18 protein-coding genes are annotated in these 25394 nt (G+C 44.3%); 13 read left to right on the top strand and 5 right to left on the bottom strand.

All coding sequences use genetic code 11. The features are described 5' to 3' along the window. Positions 1 to 3 precede the first annotated feature (3 nt). Positions 4 to 2133: an ATP-dependent zinc metalloprotease FtsH gene (ftsH, locus tag CGC64_RS06835; protein WP_005677170.1), complete on the top strand. Its 2130-nt coding sequence runs from the start codon at positions 4 to 6 to the stop codon at positions 2131 to 2133. 12 nt (positions 2134 to 2145) lie between these two features. Next, positions 2146 to 2994 carry a phosphatidate cytidylyltransferase gene (locus CGC64_RS06830; protein WP_005679870.1) on the top strand — a complete coding sequence of 283 codons (849 nt, stop codon included), beginning with the start codon at positions 2146 to 2148 and terminating at the stop codon, positions 2992 to 2994. Positions 2995 to 3096: 102 nt separating this feature from the next. Here CGC64_RS06830 and CGC64_RS06825 read toward each other — a convergent pair whose 3' ends face one another. The 3 genes from CGC64_RS06825 to surE form a co-directional block, all read right to left on the bottom strand. Next, positions 3097 to 3885 carry a NigD1/NigD2 family lipoprotein gene (locus CGC64_RS06825; protein ID WP_005677167.1) on the bottom strand — a complete coding sequence of 263 codons (789 nt, stop codon included), beginning with the start codon at positions 3883 to 3885 and terminating at the stop codon, positions 3097 to 3099. Positions 3886 to 3976: 91 nt separating this feature from the next. Further along, positions 3977 to 5113 carry a lipid-A-disaccharide synthase gene (gene lpxB, locus CGC64_RS06820; protein ID WP_005677166.1) on the bottom strand — a complete coding sequence of 379 codons (1137 nt, stop codon included), beginning with the start codon at positions 5111 to 5113 and terminating at the stop codon, positions 3977 to 3979. Positions 5114 to 5128: 15 nt separating this feature from the next. Then, complete coding sequence (gene surE / locus CGC64_RS06815; RefSeq protein WP_005677165.1) at positions 5129 to 5896, bottom strand: 5'/3'-nucleotidase SurE; 768 nt, start codon at positions 5894 to 5896, stop codon at positions 5129 to 5131. A 354-nt stretch (positions 5897 to 6250) separates the two neighbouring features. Between surE and CGC64_RS06810 the strand changes: the two genes are divergently transcribed. The 5 genes from CGC64_RS06810 (at position 6251) to CGC64_RS06790 (ending at position 12456) form a co-directional block, all read left to right on the top strand. Further along, positions 6251 to 7015: a ParA family protein gene (locus CGC64_RS06810; RefSeq protein WP_032837962.1), complete on the top strand. Its 765-nt coding sequence runs from the start codon at positions 6251 to 6253 to the stop codon at positions 7013 to 7015. 14 nt (positions 7016 to 7029) lie between these two features. After that, positions 7030 to 7920, top strand: a complete 891-nt coding sequence (locus CGC64_RS06805) for a ParB/RepB/Spo0J family partition protein (RefSeq protein WP_005677163.1) — start codon at positions 7030 to 7032, stop codon at positions 7918 to 7920. Beyond that, on the top strand, positions 7921 to 8808 hold the full coding sequence (locus tag CGC64_RS06800; RefSeq protein WP_005677162.1) for a DUF5683 domain-containing protein: 888 nt from the start codon (positions 7921 to 7923) through the stop codon (positions 8806 to 8808). A gap of 33 nt (positions 8809 to 8841) precedes the next feature. Next, positions 8842 to 10137 (top strand): lytic transglycosylase domain-containing protein, encoded by a 1296-nt coding sequence (locus CGC64_RS06795; protein ID WP_005677160.1) that lies wholly within the window; start codon positions 8842 to 8844, stop codon positions 10135 to 10137. Positions 10138 to 10209: 72 nt separating this feature from the next. Then, positions 10210 to 12456: a RelA/SpoT family protein gene (locus CGC64_RS06790; RefSeq protein ID WP_005677159.1), complete on the top strand. Its 2247-nt coding sequence runs from the start codon at positions 10210 to 10212 to the stop codon at positions 12454 to 12456. Between the two features lie 39 nt (positions 12457 to 12495). Here the strand turns inward: CGC64_RS06790 and CGC64_RS06785 are convergent, their stop codons facing one another. Together CGC64_RS06785 and CGC64_RS06780 are read right to left on the bottom strand one after the other, a co-directional pair. Further along, on the bottom strand, positions 12496 to 12840 hold the full coding sequence (locus CGC64_RS06785; RefSeq protein WP_005677158.1) for a MerR family transcriptional regulator: 345 nt from the start codon (positions 12838 to 12840) through the stop codon (positions 12496 to 12498). 24 nt (positions 12841 to 12864) lie between these two features. Beyond that, the gene (locus CGC64_RS06780; protein WP_005677157.1) at positions 12865 to 13833 is read right to left on the bottom strand and encodes a M23 family metallopeptidase; all 969 of its coding nucleotides are present in this window, start codon (positions 13831 to 13833) and stop codon (positions 12865 to 12867) included. A gap of 106 nt (positions 13834 to 13939) precedes the next feature. Here CGC64_RS06780 and alaS point away from each other — a divergent pair, with 106 nt between their 5' ends. The 6 genes from alaS to CGC64_RS06750 all read left to right on the top strand — a co-directional run bounded on the left by alaS (position 13940) and on the right by CGC64_RS06750 (position 25359). Next, the gene (gene alaS / locus CGC64_RS06775; RefSeq protein ID WP_005677156.1) at positions 13940 to 16558 is read left to right on the top strand and encodes an alanine--tRNA ligase; all 2619 of its coding nucleotides are present in this window, start codon (positions 13940 to 13942) and stop codon (positions 16556 to 16558) included. 315 nt (positions 16559 to 16873) lie between these two features. Further along, the gene (locus tag CGC64_RS06770; protein WP_005679868.1) at positions 16874 to 19111 is read left to right on the top strand and encodes a GH92 family glycosyl hydrolase; all 2238 of its coding nucleotides are present in this window, start codon (positions 16874 to 16876) and stop codon (positions 19109 to 19111) included. Positions 19112 to 19139: 28 nt separating this feature from the next. Then, on the top strand, positions 19140 to 19694 hold the full coding sequence (locus CGC64_RS06765; protein ID WP_005677154.1) for an RNA polymerase sigma-70 factor: 555 nt from the start codon (positions 19140 to 19142) through the stop codon (positions 19692 to 19694). A 36-nt stretch (positions 19695 to 19730) separates the two neighbouring features. After that, entirely contained in the window at positions 19731 to 20738 is a 1008-nt protein-coding gene (locus CGC64_RS06760) for a FecR family protein (RefSeq protein WP_005677153.1), read from the top strand. A 38-nt stretch (positions 20739 to 20776) separates the two neighbouring features. Beyond that, entirely contained in the window at positions 20777 to 23053 is a 2277-nt protein-coding gene (locus CGC64_RS06755; RefSeq protein ID WP_005677151.1) for a GH92 family glycosyl hydrolase, read from the top strand. A gap of 35 nt (positions 23054 to 23088) precedes the next feature. Next, entirely contained in the window at positions 23089 to 25359 is a 2271-nt protein-coding gene (locus CGC64_RS06750; protein ID WP_005677149.1) for a GH92 family glycosyl hydrolase, read from the top strand. Positions 25360 to 25394 lie beyond the last annotated feature (35 nt).

Here is a 25394-nt window from a genome sequence, read left to right as displayed (position 1 = left end):
ATTATGGACAATAATAGTAGCAACAAAAACAATAGCAATAAACCTAACAACAAGGTTAATATGCCCAAGTTCAACTTGAACTGGATGTATATGATTATTGCCCTTATGCTTCTCGGCCTCTGGTGGGGCAGTGATTCAAGGGGAGCCGGAAACAAAGCTGTCACATACAGCGAATTTCAGGATTACGTTAAAAACGGTTATGTCAGCAAAGTGCTGGGGTATGAGGACAAGTCGATTGAGGCTTATCTCAAACCTAATTCCGTAGGTGCCGTATTCGGAGCGGACTCTACCAAAGTAGGGCGCAACCCGATCATCACAAGTAGGGCGCCGTCTACTGACAAACTGGAAGAATTTTTGCAGGCAGAAAAAGAAGCCGGTCATTTTGACGGGACCTCGGATTATCCGCCTAAATCAGATATATTCCCTGCTATCCTGATTCAGGTCCTGCCGCTTGTGCTGCTGATTGCTTTATGGATATTCTTCATGCGCCGTATGAGTGGCGGTGGTAGTGGAGGTCCTGGCGGTGTGTTTAATGTAGGTAAATCAAAAGCCCAGCTTTTCGAAAAAGGAGGGGCGATCAAGATTACATTCAAAGATGTAGCCGGCTTGGCGGAAGCCAAACAGGAAGTAGAAGAAATTGTGGAGTTCTTGAAAGAACCTCAAAAATATACAGACTTGGGAGGTAAAATTCCTAAGGGAGCATTACTGGTAGGCCCTCCGGGGACCGGTAAAACATTACTCGCCAAAGCTGTGGCCGGTGAAGCTAATGTACCTTTCTTCTCGCTGGCAGGTTCTGACTTTGTGGAAATGTTTGTCGGCGTAGGTGCTTCCCGTGTCCGCGACTTGTTTAAGCAAGCCAAAGAGAAAGCTCCTTGTATCGTATTTATTGACGAGATTGACGCCGTTGGACGTGCCCGTGGCAAGAATCCTGCAATGGGAGGAAATGACGAACGCGAGAATACATTGAACCAGTTATTGACTGAAATGGACGGTTTCGGTTCCAATAGTGGTGTAATCATCCTGGCTGCGACCAACCGTGTAGATGTACTCGACAAGGCTTTACTCCGTGCCGGACGTTTTGACCGTCAGATACATGTAGACTTGCCCGACCTGAATGAACGTAAAGAAGTATTCGGTGTGCATTTGCGCCCGATCAAGATAGATGATACTGTAGATGTGGACCTTCTTGCCCGCCAAACTCCGGGGTTCTCCGGTGCGGACATTGCCAATGTTTGTAATGAAGCGGCCCTGATTGCAGCCCGTCACGGCAAGAAGTTCGTTGGAAAACAAGACTTCCTCGACGCCGTAGACCGCATCATCGGCGGTTTGGAAAAGAAGACAAAGATTACAACAGAAGCAGAAAGACGTTCTATTGCTCTGCATGAAGCGGGACACGCTTCGATCTCCTGGCTGCTGGAATATGCAAACCCGTTGATTAAAGTGACAATTGTTCCTCGCGGACGTGCATTGGGTGCTGCCTGGTATTTGCCGGAGGAACGCCAGATCACAACTAAAGAGCAAATGCTCGATGAAATGTGTGCCACTCTAGGAGGACGCGCTGCCGAAGATTTATTTCTCAATCGTATCTCCACAGGTGCTATGAACGACTTGGAAAGAGTCACCAAACAAGCATACGGAATGATAGCTTATTTAGGTATGAGCGACAAACTGCCTAACTTATGCTATTATAACAATGAAGAATATTCTTTCAATCGTCCATATAGTGAAAAGACAGCCGAACTGATTGATACGGAAGTCAAGAATATGGTGAATGAGCAATATGAACGTGCAAAAAAAATTCTGTCCGAACATCGGGAAGGACACAACCAGCTCGCTCAATTACTAATTGATAAGGAAGTAATCTTTGCCGAAGATGTTGAACGTATCTTTGGAAAACGCCCTTGGGCTTCCCGCTCAGAAGAAATCATGGCTGCCAAAGAAAGTCAGGAAGCTGCCGAAGCGGAAAAGAGACTGGCCGAAGAGGTGAAAGAGAAGGAGAAAGAAATCAAGGAAGAAGAAGCTGAAAACTCTACAGAGGAGAAAGAGGCAACCGAAGCTAAGATTACCGTGGAAGGTAAAGTTTCCATAGAAAAAAAGGTGATCTCGGCGGAAGGTGGAAAGAAAACAACTTAAAACGCAAATATTTTGGCTAGCAATTTTATCAAACGGGCTATTACAGGTGTGCTTTTCGTCGCCATTCTGGTGGGATGCATCCTTTACACATCATTCAGTTTCGGTATACTGTTCATAATCATTAGCGCCTTGACTATTTATGAGTTTGGACAACTAGTAAATATGCGTGCTGACGGAGTAAACGTAAATAAAACGATTATCATGCTGGGAGGAGCTTATCTCTTCCTTGCAGTAATGGGCTTCTGTATTGATGCAGCTGATTCCAAGATATTTATTCCTTACGTACTGCTACTGCTCTACTTAATGATTAGCGAGTTATACCTGAAAAAGGAAAATCCGGTGCTGAACTGGGCATATTCTATGCTTAGCCAGCTATATATCGGTCTGCCATTCGCACTACTGAACGTACTTGCTTTCCACAATGATCCTAGTTCGGAATACAGCAGTGTTAGCTACAACCCGATTTTGCCGTTATCTATCTTCATCTTCCTTTGGTTGAGTGACACAGGTGCATATTGCATCGGTTCGCTGATCGGAAAGCATCGTTTGTTCGAGCGTATTTCTCCTAAGAAATCGTGGGAAGGCTCTATCGGCGGAGGTATCGTTGCTATTGGTTCTTCCTTTATACTGGCACATTATTTTCCGTTCATGTCGATGTGGCAATGGGCAGGATTGGCGCTGGTAGTTGTAGTGTTCGGAACTTGGGGTGACTTGACAGAATCATTGCTAAAACGCCAACTTCACGTAAAAGATTCCGGGACAATTCTTCCGGGACACGGAGGCATGCTTGATCGGTTCGACAGTTCATTAATGGCTATACCGGCAGCAGTAGTCTATCTTTATGCTCTCACTTGGTTTTAAATCTGTATATTCAGAATAGAGATAAAAAATAAAGGTCGGGAAACTTTCTTTGCGAAAATTATCCCGACCTTTTTTTACACACAGTTACATAGGTTAGGTTATTTATCTGATTACAGATGTAGCATGTACATCTTTAGCTTTCTCCGGCACACCGACCGGATGTTCCAAGTCAAGTACTACCACTACTCCTTCTCCATTTTCTTCAGAGTTAATCGTTACCTTAAAACCTTTCATCGTAGTTTCACCTTCTTTGGGTGTCGGGTAGAACTTTTCCAAATTATAGGAAACTCGTCCCCACCCCCAATAGTCTGTTACATCATCATACGTATTATAACGTAACTCCAAATGAACATAGCCGTCTTCACCGATGCTTAAAGTTTCCGGAGTTTCGGGTTCACCCGGCTCAGTTGCTATCTTATTCTCCACGAGACTGATGCGATGTTTTTCACTGCGAGGCAAATTCTGGCGGAAGATAATGTTCAGAAACTTTCCTCCCAGCCACATATCACCCTGATAAATCAAAATAGGATCATTTCCAAATTCTTCTTCATTTTCAGCAGTCATCTCCTCAACTTCCTTAGTCAACACTTCCTGAATACCTTCCATTTTCACCTGAACACCTTTTTCATCACTCATGTCAGCCAAAGGATTGAAAAAGGATACCACACGTTCACCATCCACAGGTTTGAACCAAGGTATAGAAGTGGCAACCGGATCGATGATTCCCCAACGGTCACCTACCAAATAATAACCTCCTCCACCGGTAGTCCGGACCGTAGCCCAGTCCCAACTGAAATCTCCGATAGAATATCCATCATCATCATCACATGATTGCAACATTGGCATTAGTGCCAGTACTAACATACCTAAAAGCCACTTAAATTTTTTCATATCTGTTCCTTTCTTTTTTAATCTTCTGCTTAATAAATAAAAAAGCCGTGCAATTACTGCATCGGCTTTACGTTTATTCAGAAAAAGAAAGTTATTTTTTCAACAGCTTCACTATTCCATGAGCTGCATGACAGGGAGCACCGGCAGGTCCCAACCGTTCCGCCACATAATCATATCCAGTAAGCATTTCCTTCTTATACACTTCATTTTCAAGAAGATTAGCCAGTTCACACTGCATATTCTTTACCGTCATGGTATCAGCAACCAACTCTTTAACAACCTCACAGTCGGCAATCAGATTAACCAATGAAATATATTTCACAGTCAGAATGTGACGTCGTAGGAACGAAATAACTTTTCCAATCGGAGTATGATAGCAAACCACCTGAGGAACACGAAACAAAGCTGTTTCGAGAGTAGCCGTTCCCGATGTCACCAAAGCCGCATCTGCATGCTGTAAAATGCGGTATGTCTGTCCGAATATAATTTTTACGTTCGCCTGCCCCACATACTTTTCATAATATTCCGGGGTAATGCCGGGCGCACCGGCTAATACCAGTTGATAATCCGGGAAAGCAGAAGCAGCTTTCAGCATATCAGGCAAATTATCCTTGATTTCTTGCTTCCGACTACCTGCCAGCAAAGCAATAACCGGTTTATTCTCCAACTGGTTTGCTGCAATAAACGCAGCAAAGTCTTTCGGGTTCGTTTCCTGATAAGCAGCCACTTCGTCCACGGTAGGGTTTCCTACATAGTGAATGGGATACTGATGCTTCCCTTCAAAAAACTCAACTTCAAAAGGAAGTATAGAGAACAATTCGTCTACATCACGTTTGATATTCTTGATGCGATACTCCTTCCATGCCCATATCTTAGGAGATATATAATAGTAGACCGGTATTTGTGTCTTTGCATGAACAAATTTGGCAATATCAAGGTTGAACCCCGGATAATCCACCAAAATTACGACATCCGGATTCCAAGCAACAATGTCTTCTTTGCAACGTTTCATATTTGCAAAGATAGTGCGCAAATGAAGCAATACAGGAATAAATCCCATATATGCCAGCTCTTTATAATGCTTCACCATTTTGCCGCCAACAGCAGCCATTAGGTCGCCCCCGAAAAAGCGAAAATCGGCTTGCGGATCTGCCGTTTTCAAGGCACTCATCAAGTGGGAAGCGTGCAAGTCACCGGAAGCCTCACCAACAATCAGATAATACTTCATGATAGTTGAAGGTTCTTAATTGAACCATTTATTAAGCTCGTCCATAAAACCATAAGCCGTCACGTCAACAGTAGTCGGGGTGATAGCTACATAGCCGTTAACCAACGCCCAATGATCGTTTTTCTCATTTTCCGGTTCATGATCGGTAAATTCACCGGTTAACCAAAAATAATTTGTATCATTCAAACGGGGACAAGGAGTCCATTCCCCGGTCCAACGTCCCTTTGCCTGTTCACAAATCCTTATTCCTTTGATATCGGCAGTATTCGGGAAGTTCACATTCAAACAAGTTAAAGGAGGAAGTCCTTTCTCCAATATCATAGCAGATATCTTGCGTACATAGAGTCCCGTAGCTTCAAAATCCGCATCATGGTCATGGTTACAAAGCGAAAAGCCAATAGAAGGAATACCATTCAGACAACCTTCAACCACCACTCCCATAGTACCGGAATAATGCATATTAGTTGCCGAATTATCTCCATGATTAATGCCTCCGACCACAAGATCCGGTTCTCGGTCGAGAACGGTATTGCGCGCCAGCTTGATGCAGTCGGTAGGCGTTCCCGTACACTTATAGACTGTTAATCCGACTTCTTTCTTGACCAGTTGATAATGAACAGGCTGCGTCACCGTCAGCGCACATCCGCTACCGGAACGCGGAGAGTCAGGAGCCATGACCACAATGTCCCCAAGAGGACGAAGAAATCTCACTAATTCATTAATACCCTTGGCCATAACCCCATCGTCATTGGAAACGAGTATCAACGGCTTCTTATTTTCCATATATTCAATCCTTTCCTTTTTAATATTCGCACAAAAGTAACAAAAAGAAGCCGTACCTCCAAACCCTCTTTCCTCCAGATGAAAAAGTATCTTCCTTCCCTGTTTCTACCCGTTTACAAATCTTAATCTTCTGCAAGCGAGCAAAAAAAGAAATAAATATCCAATATAAATATGTATATTTGCAAGCTCATAAAGAGAAAGGTAGATGATGAACCTGTCGAAGTTTGGTATCTGTTTCGTCCGACAGTTATTAACAAAACAGGTGACTTATCAACAGAAATTGCAAAGTTTCTCTTTTTTCGTAGGCGCTCTAAGGATTTATCACTTATTTCGCTGCCAATAAATTTAGAGAATATGGGAAAAATTATTGCTTTGGCTAATCAAAAAGGTGGTGTAGGAAAAACAACGACTACGATCAATCTCGCAGCTTCGCTTGCTACACTCGAAAAAAAGGTACTCGTAGTAGACGCCGACCCGCAAGCTAATGCCTCCTCCGGTCTGGGAGTGGACATCAAGCAGTCGGAATGTACTATCTATGAATGTATCATTGACAGAGCCAACGTACAGGACGCTATCCATGACACCGAAATTGATTCTTTAAAAGTAATCTCTTCGCACATCAATCTTGTAGGAGCAGAGATTGAAATGCTGAACCTCCCAAACCGCGAAAAGATACTGAAAGAAGTACTTACTCCTTTGAAGAAAGAATATGACTATATCCTGATAGACTGTTCTCCTTCATTAGGACTTATTACAATCAATGCCCTGACGGCAGCCGATTCTGTGATTATCCCCGTGCAGGCCGAATATTTTGCTCTCGAAGGGATCAGCAAACTGCTGAACACAATCAAGATTATCAAGTCGAAATTGAATCCGGCATTGGAAATCGAAGGTTTCCTGCTGACGATGTACGATTCACGCCTGCGCCAGGCAAACCAAATCTACGATGAAGTAAAACGCCACTTCCAGGAACTGGTGTTCAACACCGTAATTCAACGAAATGTGAAACTGAGCGAGGCTCCCAGCTACGGTGTCCCGACTATTCTTTATGATGCGGATTCCACCGGTGCCAAGAACCACCTGGCTCTTGCTAAAGAGATTATTAACCGTAATAAATAAGTAACGAAGAAGATATGGCAACACAAAGAAGAAATGCATTAGGACGCGGACTTGACGCCTTGCTCTCAATGGATGATGTGAAAACCGAAGGTTCTTCTTCCATTAACGAAATAGAGTTAGCTAAGATTTCAGTCAACCCTAACCAGCCTCGCCGTGAGTTTGACGAAACGGCCTTGCAGGAACTGGCTGATTCAATAGCGGAAATAGGTATCATCCAACCGATCACTTTACGTAAGGTATCGGACAATGAATACCAAATTATCGCAGGTGAACGCCGCTACCGTGCTTCACAGAGAGCCGGATTAAAAACAATCCCTGCTTACATCCGCACAGCCGACGACGAAAACATGATGGAAATGGCGCTGATCGAGAATATCCAGCGTGAAGACCTGAATGCTGTAGAAATCGCATTGGCTTATCAACATCTGCTAGACCAATATGAACTGACCCAAGAACGCCTTAGCGAGCGTATCGGCAAGAACCGGACGACTATCGCCAATTACTTGCGTCTGCTCAAGCTACCCGCTCCTATCCAAATGGCGCTACAAAACAAGCAGTTAGACATGGGACATGCCCGTGCGTTGATTTCATTAGGCGACCCTAAACTACAAGTAAAAATATTCGAAGAAATACAAGAACACGGATATTCAGTCCGCAAAGTCGAAGAGATTGTAAAATCATTAAGTGAAGGTGAAGCTGTGAAAAGCGGTACGCGGAAAATAACTCCGAAACGTGCCAAACTTCCGGAAGAATTTAACTTACTGAAGCAACAACTTTCAGGCTTTTTCAGCACCAAGGTACAACTCACTTGCTCCGAAAAGGGGAAAGGGAAAATTAGTATTCCTTTCAGTAATGAGGAGGAATTGGAACGTATCATGGAAATCTTCGATACGCTAAAGAAATAAATGACAAGAAAAAACAAGAAATATCAGTTACTAATCAGCACCCTGCTTCTCTGTTTTTTACAGATGGCAGGGATTGATGTGTATGCACAAGCCCCTGTAACTCCAGTTCAGAAAGATACTACCATTACGCACCGAGAACCGCCAAAAGCCCGTGCACGAAGACATCGTGACCCTATGCAAGAGCAAGATTCATTGCGAAAAGACAGCATAGTGTTACCTCCTAAGCATCTTCAGTCTATTGACAGTTTATCGGCAGCTAAAATACAAGTAGCCGACAGCCTTGATGCAGCCAACAAAAAAGAACTGAAGAAGATAGAACAGCCGGCAGCCATTGTCGTGAATACCGATACGGTTCCGCCTCCATCCCAAGACATTAATAAAAAGATATTCGTACCTAATCCGACCAAAGCTACCTGGCTTGCCGTCGTATTCCCGGGTGGAGGACAGATTTACAACCGCAAATACTGGAAACTGCCTATTATATATGGAGGATTTGCCGGTTGTGCGTATGCCTTGAGTTGGAATGGCAAGATGTATAAAGACTATTCGCAAGCCTATTTGGACATTATGGACAGCAATCCAAACACTAAAAGTTATGAAGATCTGCTGCCCCCTAATTCCTCTTACAACGAGGAACAATTAAAAAGTACGTTAAAACGAAGAAAGGATATGTTCCGGCGTTACCGGGACCTTAGTATATTTGCATTTATCGGAGTTTACCTCATCTCTATCATTGACGCTTATGTAGATGCCGAGTTGTCCAACTTCGATATAACCCCCGACCTAAGTATGAAAGTGGAACCGGCAGTTATCGACAATAACAACCAGTTCCGTTCAAATAGTTTGAAAAGCAAATCGGTCGGCTTGCAATGCGTATTACGATTTTAAAAACACAATTTAGATTGATCTTATTATTGAAGCATGAAGAAATTAGTTAACTATTGTTCGATTATTCTTCTTTTACTATTGGCAACATCCCAAGTAAAAGCCCAAAGTGTAGATGTGGTGATTCGTGAAAATGGTACAGAACGTAAGGAAAGCATCGACCTGCCTATGAGTATGACTTATCCGCTCGACAGTTTGCTGAACGATTGGAAAGCCAAAAATTACATTGATCTGGGCAAAGATTGCAGCACGGCTGAAGTAAATCCTTTATTCAGTGATTCTGTTTACATGGACCGCCTCTCACGCATCCCGGCTATTATGGAAATGCCATACAACGACATTGTACGCAAATTCATAGATATGTATGCAGGACGCCTACGTAATCAAGTTTCTTTTATGCTGAGCGCCTGCAACTTCTATATGCCGATTTTCGAAGAAGCATTGGATGCATACGGACTTCCATTGGAACTTAAATATCTTCCTATCATTGAATCAGCTTTGAACCCTTCCGCCGTATCACGTGCCGGCGCATCAGGCTTGTGGCAATTCATGATCGGCACAGGTAAAATCTACGGTCTGGAGTCCAACAGTTTGGTAGATGAACGCCGTGACCCGATCAAAGCAACATGGGCTGCCGCACGTTATCTGAAAGAGATGTACGCCATTTACGGCGACTGGAACCTTGTAATTGCCGCCTACAACTGTGGTCCCGGCACAATCAACAAAGCAATCCGTCGCGCCAACGGTGAAACGGATTACTGGAAAATCTACAATTTATTACCCAAAGAAACACGTGGTTATGTACCTGCCTTTATTGCAGCCAACTATGTGATGACCTATTACTGCGACCACAATATTTGTCCAATGGAAACTAATATTCCGGCAAGCACAGACACTGTGCAAGTGAACAAGAACCTGCATTTCGAACAGATTGCCGATCTTTGTAATGTGCCATTGGATCAAATAAAGAGTTTGAATCCACAGTACAAGAAACAAGTTATCCCGGGTGACAGCAAGCCTTATACCCTGCGGTTGCCGATCGAAGCAATCAGCAATTTCATCGACAAACAAGATACAATCTATGCACATCGCTCGAATGAATTGTTCCGTAACCGAAAAACTGTTGCCGTAAAAGAGAATACACCTAGTACCCGCAAAGCTACAACAGCCGTTGCTGGAAAAGGAAAACTGTCTTACTACACAATAAAAAGTGGAGACACTCTGTCGACTATTGCCGGAAAATATGGTGTCAGTGTTAAGGATATACAGCGGTGGAACGGAATGTCAAACACCAAGATTGCAGCAGGAAAACGATTGAAAATATACAAATAAACGGTATCCCGCTTGCACCGTTCGGAAATTTGCTTATTTTTGCAAAAGTAAGCAAGTGAAAGGATAACAATTATGGATAATCTGACCCCCAAAGAAATAGCTGATGAAGAGATGATCAATCAGGCGTTCCACGAACTGCTGAATGATTATCTCGCTACAAAACATCGCAAACGTGTTGAAATCATTACGAAGGCTTTCAACTTTGCCAATCAGGCGCACAAAGGAATCAAACGCCGTTCGGGCGAACCCTATATTATGCACCCGATTGCTGTGGCGAGTATCGTATGCAACGAAATCGGTCTCGGATCGACTTCTATTTGTGCAGCGTTACTGCATGATGTAGTGGAAGACACCGATTATACGGTAGAAGATATCGAAAACATCTTTGGTCCAAAGATTGCCCAAATTGTAGATGGACTTACTAAAATATCCGGAGGTATCTTTGGCGACCGTGCCTCGGCACAAGCAGAAAATTTCAAAAAGTTATTGCTTACCATGTCGAACGATATCCGGGTGATCCTTATCAAAATAGCCGACCGCCTGCACAATATGCGTACCCTTGGTTCCATGTTGCCCAACAAGCAATACAAGATAGCCGGCGAAACTCTTTATATCTACGCTCCCCTTGCCAACCGTCTGGGGCTTTATAAAATAAAGACCGAACTCGAAAATCTAAGTTTCAAATACGAACATCCCGAAGAATATGCCGAGATAGAAGAAAAGTTGAATGCGACAGCAGCCGAACGCGACAAGGTATTCAACGATTTCACAGCTCCTATCCGTACACAACTCGATAAAATGGGATTGAAATACCGGATTCTCGCCCGCGTAAAATCAATCTACTCAATCTGGAACAAGATGCAGACCAAGCACGTTCCTTTCGAAGAAATCTACGACTTACTGGCCGTCCGTATTATTTTTGAGCCTCGCAACATAGAGGAGGAACTCAACGACTGTTTCGATATCTACGTCTCTATCTCCAAAATATACAAGCCTCATCCTGACCGCCTCCGTGACTGGGTAAGTCATCCGAAGGCAAATGGTTATCAGGCGTTGCACGTTACCCTGATGGGGAACAACGGGCAATGGATTGAAGTTCAGATTCGCAGCGAACGAATGAACGACGTTGCCGAACAAGGCTTCGCAGCTCACTGGAAATATAAAGAGGGAGGCGGCAGTGAGGACGAAGGCGAATTAGAGAAATGGCTGAAAACGATCAAGGAAATACTGGATGATCCGCAACCGGACGCTATCGACTTTCTGGATACAATAAAACTGAACCTCTTTGCTTCCGAAATATTTGTGTTTACACCGAAAGGGGAGTTAAAGACGATGCCGCAAAATTCAACAGCACTGGACTTTGCTTTCTCACTGCACACTGATATCGGCAGCCATTGTATCGGCGCCAAAGTCAATCATAAACTCGTACCACTAAGTCACAAGTTACAAAGTGGCGACCAGGTGGAGATTCTGACATCTAAATCGCAACGTGTACAGCCGCAATGGGAGGTGTTTGCAACAACCGCCCGTGCCCGTGCCAAAATAGCCGCTATTCTGCGCAAAGAACGCAAAGTAAACCAAAAGCTTGGTGAAGAAATCCTTAGCGAATTTCTCAAAAAAGAGGAAATCCGTCCGGAAGATTCCGTGATTGAAAAATTGCGTAAATTGCATAATGCCAAAAACGAAGAGGAACTGCTGGCAGCTATCGGCAGCAAGGTTATCATTTTGGGAGAAGTGGACAAGAACGAACTGAAAGAAAAACAAACCAGCAACTGGAAGAAATACCTCACTTTCTCTTTCGGCAATACCAATAAAGAAAAGCCGGAAGAAAAAGAGCAACCTCAAGAGAAAGAAAAAATTAACCCGAAACAAATACTCAAACTGACGGAAGAAAGCCTTCAAAAGAAGTATATCATGGCAGAATGTTGTCATCCCATTCCGGGTGATGATGTTTTGGGATATGTCGATGAGAACGACCGGATTATTATCCACAAACGCCAATGTCCGGTTGCAGCCAAGCTGAAAAGCAGTTATGGTAACCGTATTCTGGCTACCGAATGGGATACCCACAAAGAACTCTCCTTCCTCGTCTATATATATATAAAAGGAATAGACAGTATGGGGCTTTTAAATGAAGTAACCCAAGTTATCTCCCGACAACTGAATGTCAACATCCGCAAATTGACAATCGAAACCAACGATGGCATCTTCGAAGGAAAGATACAATTGTGGGTACATGATGTGGAAGACGTAAAGACAATCTGTAACAACCTGAAGAAGATTCAGAATATCAAGCAGGTAAACCGCGTAGAAGAATAGTCATCGAATTAAAATGTTTGCAAGTAGGGGCGAGAAAATTTACTCCCGCCCGTCGAGTTCCCGTTTGATTGCCAGCAACTCATCCTTTATCGCTTTGAGTCTGTTCACAATCTCATAATTGCGGACAGTAGCTTCTTTATTATCTTTCAACCGCTGTCTGGCACCCGGAAGGGTCATTCCTTTTTCCTTAACCAAATGATAAATTAGTCCGATCGTCTCCACATCTTCTTTGCGATACTGGCGTATCCCTCTTCCCGTTGTTTTGGGAGAGATCTGTGGAAACTCCTTTTCCCAGAAACGGAGCAAAGACTGATTGACACCAAACATATCGGCCACTTCACCTATTGAATAATACAGCTTTAATTCCTTATCCGTATTGAGCATAGCATTCTTTTGTTTCTTTAAAATTTAATCGAACACCTTACCATGGTTGGCAGCTAACTGTATCATCTTCTCATAATCTTCTGCACTCAGATCCATGAAATAATAGTTTACAGGATTCACCACCTGACCTTTCACGTGCACTTCATAATGAAGATGCGGTCCGGTACTCTTTCCCGTACTCCCCACCTTTCCGATAACTTCACCACGTACAACCCTCTTACCCACTTTCGTATTGAAACCTTGCAAGTGAGCATAGCGCGTCATATATCCAAAGCCATGATCTATCTCAATCGTATTACCGTATCCGGTTTCCCATCCCACTTTCACGACAGTTCCATCTCCGGTAGCATATACATCTGTCCCCGGATGAGCCGAAAAGTCCATACCGGAATGAAACTTCGTCGTTCCATAAATCGGATCGATACGCGTTCCGTAACCGGAAGCGGTCTGACGAAGGTCTTTATTGGAAATAGGCTGAATGGCCGGAATACATTTCAACATCTCGTCATGGTTCTTGCACATATCCACCACATCATCAAAAGATTTGGATTGAATATACAGTCGTTTGGACAATACATCCAACTTTTGAGTGGTATTTACGACAAGCTTGGCATTGGCCAAGTCCATAAGTTCTTCATAACGGTTCGTACCTCCGTATCCTGCCTGACGAATAGCCGGAGAAACCGGGTCAGCTTGCAGAATCACGCGGTACAAGTTATCATCACGCTGCTGAATATCCTGAAGTACCCCCATGGCGTCATCCAAACGGCGGGAAAGTACATTATATTGCGCCTGTAAACGACTGTTTTCTATTCGCAATTCCTTTTCTGACGGTGAACCGAAGATAAAGAGCAACACGATGAAACAGCCTGCTCCCAGCCCCATACCGTAAAAGAGTCTGCGCAGGATACTGAGCGCACGCTGCCGTACAGTAGGATAAATTCGGTCATAAGTCTGGGTCTGTGGATTATAGATATAGTATACTTTGCGCATCTTTTTGGAAATATTTCGCTTGTTAATACGGCAAAAGTAATAAAAACAAGCTATCTTTGCACAGTTTTTTGAGAATATTAACCTCAACGATAGATATATAGAAGATATGTTGACTGCAAAAGAAATCAGAGATTCATTCAAGAATTTCTTTGAGTCGAAAGGACACCACATCGTTCCGTCGGCTCCCATGGTGATAAAAGACGACCCTACCCTGATGTTTACCAACGCGGGTATGAACCAGTTTAAAGATATTATTTTGGGTAACCACCCGGCGAAATACCAAAGAGTCGCGGACTCTCAGAAATGTCTGCGCGTAAGCGGAAAGCACAATGACCTGGAAGAAGTCGGACACGATACGTACCACCACACCATGTTTGAAATGCTCGGCAACTGGTCCTTCGGTGATTACTTCAAAAAAGAAGCAATCAACTGGGCATGGGAATACCTGGTAGAAGTACTGAAACTGAATCCGGAACATCTCTATGCCACTGTATTTGAAGGAAGCCCCGAAGAAGGACTGAGCCGTGACGACGAAGCCGCTTCTTACTGGGAGCAATTCCTACCGAAAGATCATATCATCAATGGCAACAAACACGATAACTTCTGGGAAATGGGTGATACAGGACCTTGCGGACCCTGTTCCGAAATTCATATCGACCTCCGTCCTGCTGAAGAACGTGCAAAAATCTCCGGTCGTGATCTAGTCAACCACGATCACCCGCAGGTAATTGAAATCTGGAACCTTGTATTTATGCAATATAACCGCAAAGCAGACAGTAGCCTCGAACCGCTTCCGGCAAAAGTAATTGACACCGGTATGGGATTTGAGCGTCTCTGTATGGCACTGCAAGGCAAAACGTCCAACTATGATACGGACGTATTCCAACCGATGCTGAAAGCGATTGCTGTCATGTCAGGCACAGAATACGGAAAAGACAAACAGCAGGATATCGCTATGCGCGTGATTGCCGACCATATCCGCACCATCGCTTTCTCTATCACAGACGGCCAATTGCCCTCTAACGCAAAAGCGGGTTATGTAATTCGCCGTATCCTCCGCCGTGCTGTTCGTTACGGATATACTTTCCTCGGACAAAAACAAGCATTCATGTACAAGTTGCTTCCGGTATTGATTGATAACATGGGAGACGCTTATCCTGAATTGATAGCACAGAAAACCCTGATCGAGAAAGTTATCAAAGAAGAAGAAGAAGCATTCCTCCGCACACTGGAAACCGGAATCCGTCTGTTGGACAAGACAATGGAAGATACCAAGGCTGCCGGAAAAATAGAGATCAGCGGCAAAGATGCCTTCACCTTATATGATACATTCGGTTTCCCGCTCGACCTAACAGAGCTGATTCTCCGCGAAAACGGAATGACTGTAAACCTCGAAGAATTCAACGCGGAAATGCAACAGCAGAAACAGCGTGCACGTAACGCTGCCGCTATCGAGACAGGCGACTGGATTACACTGAAAGAAGGAACAACGGAATTTGTAGGTTACGATTATACCGAATATGAAGCCTCTATCCTCCGTTATCGCCAGATCAAACAAAAGAACCAGACTTTGTATCAAATCGTATTGGACTACACTCCGTTCTATGCAGAAAGTGGTGGCCAGGTAGGTGACACGGGTGTATTGGTCAGCGAATTTGAAACGATTGAAGTAATCGACACCAAGAAAGAAAACAATCTTCCGATACATATTACCAAAAAGTTACCGGAACACCCGGAAGCTCCGTTCATGGCTTGTGTAAATACCGACAAACGCGCTGCCTGTGCAGCCAACCACTCGGCCACTCACTTGCTGGACGCTGCTCTCCGCGAAGTATTGGGCGAACACATCGAACAAAAGGGTTCATTGGTCACTCCGGACTCACTGCGTTTCGACTTCTCTCACTTCCAGAAGGTGACAGACGAAGAAATCCGCCAGGTGGAACACATCGTTAATGCAAGAATCCGTGCCAATATTCCTTTGAAGGAATATCGTAACATTCCTATCGAAGAAGCAAAAGAGCTGGGTGCTATCGCTCTTTTCGGCGAAAAATACGGTGACAGAGTACGTGTGATTCAATTCGGTTCTTCTATTGAGTTTTGTGGAGGTACACACGTAGCCGCAACAGGAAACATCGGCATGGTGAAGATTGTCTCAGAAAGTTCCGTTGCTGCCGGTGTCCGTCGTATCGAAGCTTACACAGGTGCACGTGTAGAAGAAATGTTGGATACTATCCAGGATACGCTCAGCGATCTGAAGGCACTCTTCAACAACACTCCTGACTTGGGAATTGCTATCCGCAAATATCTTGAAGAGAATGCCGGTTTGAAGAAACAAGTGGAAGATTTCATGAAAGAAAAAGAAGCGGCCTTGAAAGAAAGACTGTTGAAGAATATACAGGAAATTCATGGCATCAAAGTAATCAAGTTCTGTGCTCCTCTACCCGCAGAAGTGGTGAAGAATATTGCTTTCCAGCTTCGTGGCGAAATTACAGAAAACTTATTCTTCGTAGCCGGAAGTACGGATGCAGGCAAACCGATGTTGACAGTTATGATTAGCGATAACCTCGTAGCCGGTGGTCTGAAAGCAGGTAATCTGGTGAAAGAAGCTGCCAAACTGATTCAAGGTGGCGGCGGCGGCCAGCCTCACTTTGCAACAGCCGGAGGCAAAAACGCTGACGGGTTACCGGCAGCAGTTGAAAAAGTACTCGAACTTGCAGGAATCTAAGAGTAAGTAAATAAAATAAATAGAGTGTGTCTTAAGGTAGGAATTACTGTGAGACACACTCTATTTTTATATCCAAATCCGGACGCAGAGAAGGTTTGAATCAAGATACCAAGGGCTCGGTCTCCGACGCCAGTGAGGGACATCTCCGATATCGGGAAGCACAAACACAATTATAAAGTCTATCTTCCTCACTTTAAAAATATTGCGTATATAATATAGGGTTGTCACAGTTTTTTTCTACCTTTGCACGCAGATTAATTATTTTTCTTATCCTTCAAATAAATAAAATAAATAATCACTAATACCCAAAGAACGATGAGAACACCCACTTGTCTATGCCTGCTGTTAATCTGCATGCTGATTTCTTGTACCCCTACACAAGAGAAACATGAAATAGATTACACATCTTATGTAAATCCATTTATAGGAACAGACTTCACCGGAAACACTTATCCGGGCGCACAAGCGCCATTTGGAATGGTACAACTTAGTCCGGATAACGGACTCCCCGGCTGGGACCGCATCTCCGGATATTTTTACCCGGACAGTACGATTGCCGGATTCAGCCACACGCACCTCTCCGGTACCGGAGCTGGAGATCTGTATGATATCTCTTTTATGCCTGTCACGCTGCCTTACAAAGAAGCAGAAGCTCCACTGGGCATTCACTCCAAGTTCTCCCACGATGACGAAAGCGCCTATGCAGGCTATTATCAGGTACGCCTGACCGATTATAATATCAACGTCGAATTGACGGCAACCGAACGCTGCGGTATCCAACGGTATACCTTTCCCGAAGCTCAATCCGCTATCTTCCTGAACTTGAAGAAAGCGATGAATTGGGACTTTACCAACGACTCTCACATTGAGGTGATAGACTCCGTCACTATCCAAGGTTACCGTTTCTCTGACGGCTGGGCACGAGATCAGCACATCTACTTCCGTACCCGCTTCTCCAAGCCTTTCGAGAAAATAGAACTGGATACAATGGCTATCGTCAAAGAGAACAAACGTATCGGCACAGCTACTATCGCACGCTTCGACTTCAACACTCAAGAAGGCGAGCAGATACTTGTCAGCACAGCCATTTCCGGCGTCAGCATGGAAGGAGCTGCCAAGAACCTGCAAGCTGAAGTCCCCGAAAACAACTTCGACAAATATCTGGCTGCAACCAAAGCTAACTGGAACCGCCAACTCGGAAAGATTGAAGTAAAAAGTGACAACGAAGATGATAAAGTGAACTTCTACACAGCTATCTATCATTCAATGATCGCCCCGACAATTTATAGTGATGTGGATGGAGCTTATTACGGTCCCGACAAGAAAGTACACCAAGCCGACGGTTGGGTAAATTACAGCACTTTCTCCTTATGGGACACGTACCGTGCCGCTCACCCGCTTTTTACCTACACCGAACCGGAGCGTGTCAACGATATGGTGAAATCCTTCATCGCTTTCTACGAACAGAACGGACGTCTGCCGGTATGGAACTTCTACGGCAGCGAAACGGACATGATGATCGGTTACCACGCTGTTCCGGTGATTGCAGACGCTTATCTGAAAGGAATCGGAGACTTTGATGCGGAAAAGGCACTGGCTGCCTGCGTAGCAACTGCCAACCTGGACAATTACCGGGGCATCGGGCTTTACAAAAAATTAGGATATATACCTTATAACGTGACGGATAGCTATAACGCAGAAAACTGGTCGTTATCCAAAACACTGGAATATGCTTTCGATGACTACTGCATCGCCGAAATGGCACAGAAAATGGGCAAGAAAGATATTGCAGACGAATTCTATAAACGTTCGCAAAACTACAAGAATGTCTATAACCCGGCCACTTCATTCATGCAACCGCGTGATGACAAAGGCGTCTTTATCAAAGATTTCAAAGCAGACGACTATACTCCGCATATTTGCGAAAGCAACGGATGGCAATATTTCTGGTCTGTACAGCATGATGTTGACGGACTGGTCAATCTCGTAGGAGGCAAAAACCGGTTTGCGGAAAAGCTGGATAGTATGTTTACCTATCATCCGTCCGAAGATGACGAGCTCCCACTTTTCAGCACAGGAATGATCGGTCAATACGCGCACGGCAACGAACCGAGCCACCACGTTATCTACCTGTTCAATTCGATAGGATTCAATGACCGGACTCAATATTACGTGGCAAAAGTAATGAATGAGCTCTACAAGAACGAACCGGCCGGCCTTTGCGGCAATGAAGACTGCGGACAGATGTCGGCATGGTACGTATTCAGTGCTATGGGATTCTATCCTGTAAATCCGGTCAGCGGAAGATATGAAATAGGCACTCCCCTATTTCCGGAAATCAAGCTGCATCTCGCCAATGGCAAGACTTTTACAGTACTCGCTCCGAACGTAAACAAAGAAAATATCTATATCCAGTCAATCAAAGTGGACGGCCAACCTTACGATAAGACTTATCTCACCCATGAACAGATCATGAGCGGAGCTACTGTGGAATTCGAAATGAGTAACACCCCTAAAGCAATAGGCGTCATATTCGAAGAAAAGAATCCATAAATAAAACCAAACTTAACTGACCGAGAGCATGAACGAAAACTTCGATATTACTTATAAAGCACTGTTCCGCAGATACTATCCCAACCTGATTTTCTACGCCACCCGTCTGGTGGGTGAGGAAGAAGCGGAGGACGTAGTGCAGGATGTATTTGTAGAATTATGGAAGCGGAAAGACACCATAGAGATAGGAGATCAGATCCAAGCCTTTCTCTATCGTGCCGTTTACACCCGTGCTCTCAACGTCCTGAAACATCGCAATGTGGAAGACGGCTACTGCGCCGCCATGGAAGAAATCAACCAAAGGCGTGCCGAATTCTATCAACCGGACAACAACGAAGTGATCCGGAGGATTGAAGACCGGGAACTACGGAAAGAAATCTACGATGCAATCAACGAACTTCCGGACAAGTGCAAAGAAGTTTTCAAACTCAGCTATCTGCATGATATGAAAAACAAAGAGATAGCCGATGTCCTCGGGGTTTCACTACGCACGATAGAAGCACATATGTACAAGGCACTGAAGTACTTACGCAGTCGTCTAGATCCTCTTTGGATCATTATAGTCTTATTTTTGTGCAAGTAAGCTAAGTGTTTTTAGGTTCTGAATTGTATTATTTATATGAAGGAAAAGAAAATGAGAAATCTAAGTGAAGACATAATGAATAAATATTTGACTGGGCAATGCTCGGAAGAAGAAATCATCGAAGTAAATGCTTGGATGAAAGAATCGGAAGAAAATGCCCGTCAACTCTTTCGCATGGAAGAAATTTATCATTTGGGTAAATTCGACCGATATGCCGACGAACAACGGATAGCTCATGCTGAAAAGCTGTTATACAAAAAGTTGGATGAAGCAAAAGGGAAACAGGCCAAACTACTGCGTATGCATCGTTGGATGAGATATGCTGCCGTTATTGCCGTCATTCTTCTTATGGGAGGCGGAGCCGGGTACTGGTTCTATCATAACGGGGCAGACCAGCAATTAATGGTCGCCGTTGCCAACGAAGGTATCGTAAAGGAAGTGGTTCTACCGGACGGTACCAGAGTCTGGCTGAACAACCTTGCGACCTTAAAGTATCCACGCGAGTTTTCTGAAAAAGAACGTAATGTCTATCTGGAAGGAGAAGCCTATTTTGAGGTAACAAAGAACCGTCATAAACCATTTACCGTACAAAGCGACGCTATGCGTGTACGTGTATTGGGAACCACATTCAACTTTAAATCCGATAAGAGTTGCCGGGTAGCGGAAGCAACACTGATTGAAGGTGAAATTGAAGTGAAAGGCAATAAGGAGGAAGGGCAGATTATTCTCGCCCCCGGCCAACGTGCCGAGTTAAACAAAAAAAGTGGACGGTTGACTGTGAAACAGGTGGATGCTAAGTTGGACGCCGTATGGCACGACAACCTGATTCCATTCCAAAAGGCCGATATCTTTACCATTACGAAAGCACTGGAACGTTTTTATGACGTGAAGATTATCCTGTCACCGGACATCCGGGCGGATAAGACTTACTCCGGTGTACTGAGAAGAAAGTCGACGATCGATTCTGTGCTAACGTCATTACAAAACTCTATACCTATTGATTATAAAATTGTAGGAAGCAATATCTTTATTTCCCCGAAATAAAGGGATTGCTTTCGGCAAAACTAAAAGCTATTACTACCATGAAACTAAAAACATTCCTAATAGTAGGATGTTTAGGAGGATTCTTCGCACTCAACTCCTGTACAGCTCCCACTAATGAGAAAGATTATAGCGTTTTTGTCAATCCCTTTATCGGTACCGGCGGACACGGGCATACGTTTCCCGGAGCAGTAGTTCCGCACGGAATGATCCAGCCAAGCCCGGATACCCGGATTGATGGCTGGGATGCCTGTTCAGGCTATTATTATGAAGACTCTACCATTAACGGATTCTCACACACGCACGTCAGTGGCACAGGATGTTGTGACTACGGCGACGTACTACTCATGCCGACTGTCGGCGAACAGCGATATCAGACCACTGATCCGCAAAGTCAGCAATTAGCGTATTCCTCCGCCTTCTCGCACGAGAATGAAACGGCAGAACCGGGATATTATTCCGTTTTTCTGGACACTTATCAGGTAAAAGCCGAGATATCGGCTACCAAACGTGGCGCTATCCATCGCTACACCTTCCCCGAAAGTTCCGAAGCCGGATTTATTCTTGACTTGGATTACAGCCTGCAACGGCAGACTAATTCCGACATGGGGATCGAGGTTATCAGCGACACGGAAATCTGCGGACATAAGAAAACAACTTATTGGGCTTTCGACCAATATATTAATTTCTATGCCAAGTTCTCCAAACCGTTCTCTTATACGTTGGTGACCGATTCCATCACTATGGATAACGGTAAGCGGCTTCCTGTCTGCAAAGTTTTATTACACTTTAATACCACCAAAGATGAACAAGTACTGGTTAAAGTAGGTATATCTGCCGTCGACATAGCCGGTGCACGCAAGAATGTAGAATCGGAGATACCCGGCTGGGATTTCGATAAAGTGCGCAAGAATGCACGCTCCGCTTGGAATCAGTATCTGTCAAAGATAGATATTACGACTCCCGACAAGGACGACAAAACGATCTTCTACACCGCTCTATATCATACGGCTATCAGTCCGAACCTGTTCACGGACGCAGATGGACGTTACCTGGGAATGGATCTCGAAGTACATCAGGGAGATACAATCAATCCCCTGTATACTGTATTCTCTTTATGGGACACCTTCCGTGCACTGCATCCGTTAATGACAATTATCGACCCGGATCTGAACAATCAGTTTATCAATTCGCTCATCAAAAAACATCAGGAAGGCGGAATATACCCGATGTGGGATCTGGGCTCCAACTATACCGGTACTATGATTGGTTATCATGCCGTTCCGGTCATCGTGGATGCATATATGAAAGGTTACCGTAATTTTGATGCCAAAGAAGCATACAAAGCATCTCTGCGCGCTGCGGAATATGACACTACCGGTATTAAATGCCCGGCCCTGGTGTTACCCCACCTTATGCCGAAAGCCAAATATTACAAGAACGCAATCGGCTACATTCCTTGTGACCGTGAAAATGAATCGGTAGCCAAAGCGTTGGAATATGCATACGACGACTGGTGTATTTCTATCTTCGCTGAAGCAATGAGCGACTTTGAAACAAAAGCCAAATACGAACGTTTTGCCAAAGCCTACGAGTTTTATTTCGACAAATCTACCCGCTTCATGCGCGGACTGGATTCAAAAGGTGAATGGCGTACCCCGTTCAACCCACGTGCCTCTACTCACCGCAGCGATGATTATTGCGAAGGAACAGCTTGGCAATGGACTTGGTTTGTACCTCACGATGTAGATGGATTGGTTAATCTAATGGGAGGTGAAGACGCTTTTGTACAAAAACTCGACTCACTGTTTACGGTAGATTCATCACTCGAAGGAGAAATGATTTCGTCAGACATCAGCGGCCTTATCGGACAATATGCGCACGGCAATGAACCGAGTCATCACGTCATTCACCTGTACAACTACGTCAACCGCCCGTGGAGAACACAGGAACTGGTAGACAGTGTTTATCAAAGCCAATATGCCAACAGTACAGACGGACTGTCAGGTAATGAAGACTGCGGACAAATGTCTGCCTGGTATATACTCAATTCTATGGGATTCTATCAGGTATGTCCCGGCAAACCGATATATTCTATCGGACGTCCCGCCTTCGACAAGGCAGTTATTAATCTGCCCGAAGAAAAGACATTCAGTATCGTAGTAAAAAACAACGAAAAGAAGAACAAATATATTGAAAGCGTAACACTGAACGGCCAACCGTTGAATACCCCATTCTTCCATCATCAGGATATTGCAAACGGAGGAACAATGGAAATCAAAATGACCGCCCAACCCACGAAATGGGGAGTGAGATAATACGTTTGATTGCTTACTATTAAAACATATACGCCATGAAAAGACTATTAATAATAGTTTGTGTACTTGCTTGCACATTCTTTGCCAAAGCCAAAGACCGGACACAGTATGTCAACCCGCTAATGGGTTCCCAGTCTACTTTCGAATTATCAACAGGTAATACTTATCCGGCCATTGCCCGTCCCTGGGGGATGAACTTCTGGACTCCGCAGACAGGAAAAATGGGTGACGGCTGGCAATACACTTATACCGCTAACAAGATTCGCGGTTTCAAGCAGACGCATCAACCCAGTCCGTGGATTAACGACTACGGACAGTTCTCTATCATGCCCGTAGTAGGCAAACCGGAGTTTAACGAAGAAAAGCGCGCAAGCTGGTTTGCCCACAAAGGGGAGATCGCCACTCCTTATTATTATAAAGTATATCTCGCCGAACATGACATCGTGACGGAAATGGCACCGACGGAACGCGCTGTCCTTTTCCGCTTCACTTTCCCGGAAAATGAACATTCTTATATCATAGTGGACGCTTTCGACAAAGGCTCGTATGTCAAAGTGATTCCGGAGGAAAACAAGATTATCGGCTATACCACCCGCAATAGCGGAGGAGTTCCCGAAAACTTCAAGAATTACTTTATCATCGAGTTCGACAAGCCTTTCACATACAAAGCAACAGTAGCCAATGGCAATCTTCAAGAAAACGTTACCGAACAAACAACTGACCATGCCGGAGCTATTATCGGTTTCCGGACACATAAGGGCGAACAGGTGCACGCAAGGATTGCTTCTTCTTTTATCAGCTTCGAACAGGCGGCTGTCAACATGAAAGAACTGGGCAAGGACAATATCGAGCAAGTAGCCAAGAAAGGAAAAGAAGCATGGAACCAGGTATTAGGAAAAATTGAAGTGGAAGGTGGCAATCTGGATCAATATCGTACATTCTATTCCTGTTTATACCGTTCACTCCTGTTCCCGCGCAAGTTCTACGAACTGGACGCGAACGGCCGGCCGATTCATTACAGTCCATACAACGGACAAGTATTGCCGGGATATATGTATACCGACACAGGTTTTTGGGATACGTTCCGATGTCTGTTCCCGTTACTGAATCTGATGTATCCTTCGGTTAACAAGGAGATGCAGGAAGGGCTTATCAATACATATAAAGAAAGCGGGTTCTTCCCCGAATGGGCAAGTCCGGGACACAGAGGATGTATGGTAGGCAATAATTCGGCTTCTGTTCTGGTAGATGCTTACATGAAAGGCGTGAAAGTGGACGATATAAAAACGCTGTATGAAGGATTGCTGCATGGAACAGAGAATGTACATCCTGAAGTATCTTCAACAGGACGCTTGGGACATGAATATTATAACAAGCTGGGATATGTACCATACGATGTGAAAATCAACGAGAATGCAGCACGTACACTGGAATATGCATACGACGACTGGTGTATCTACAAACTGGCAAAAGAACTGAAACGCCCGAAAAAAGAGATCAATCTTTTTGCAAAGCGTGCCATGAATTACAAAAATCTCTTCGACAAGGAGTCTAAATTAATGCGCGGACGCAATGAAGACGGTACATTCCAGTCACCATTCTCTCCATTGAAATGGGGCGATGCCTTTACAGAAGGAAATAGCTGGCACTACACCTGGTCTGTGTTCCATGATCCGCAAGGACTAATCGACTTAATGGGCGGAAAAGAGATGTTCGTCACTATGATGGACTCCGTTTTTGCTGTACCTCCCGTATTCGATGACAGTTACTACGGACAGGTGATTCATGAAATTCGCGAAATGACCGTTATGAATATGGGTAATTATGCACACGGCAATCAGCCTATCCAGCACATGATTTATTTATATGATTATGCAGGCCAGCCCTGGAAAGCCCAGTACTGGTTGCGCCAAGTCATGGACAGAATGTACACTCCGGGGCCTGACGGTTATTGCGGTGACGAAGACAACGGACAAACTTCCGCCTGGTATGTATTCTCTGCATTAGGTTTCTATCCTGTTTGTCCGGGAACGGATGAATATATCGTAGGCGCTCCTTTATTCAAGAAAGCCACACTTCATTTTGAGAATGGCAACAGTTTGGTGATTGATGCCCCGAACAACAGTAAAAAGAACTTCTATGTCAATTCGATGAACGTAAACGGCACTGACTATACTAAAAATTATCTTCGCCACGAAGAATTATTCAAAGGTGGTATCATCAAAGTAGATATGAGTAATCAACCGAATATGAACAGAGGTACGAAAGAAGAAGATATGCCTTATTCTTTCTCTAAAGAGCAATAATCCTTTATTCAATAGTGTGCCGCTATTTCAATTGC

The sequence above is a fragment of the Bacteroides caccae genome (genome assembly GCF_002222615.2).
In the GTDB taxonomy this organism is placed as follows: domain Bacteria; phylum Bacteroidota; class Bacteroidia; order Bacteroidales; family Bacteroidaceae; genus Bacteroides; species Bacteroides caccae.
The sequence above is the reverse complement of the archived record's forward strand: the minus strand, read 5'-3'. Positions and strand labels throughout refer to the sequence as shown.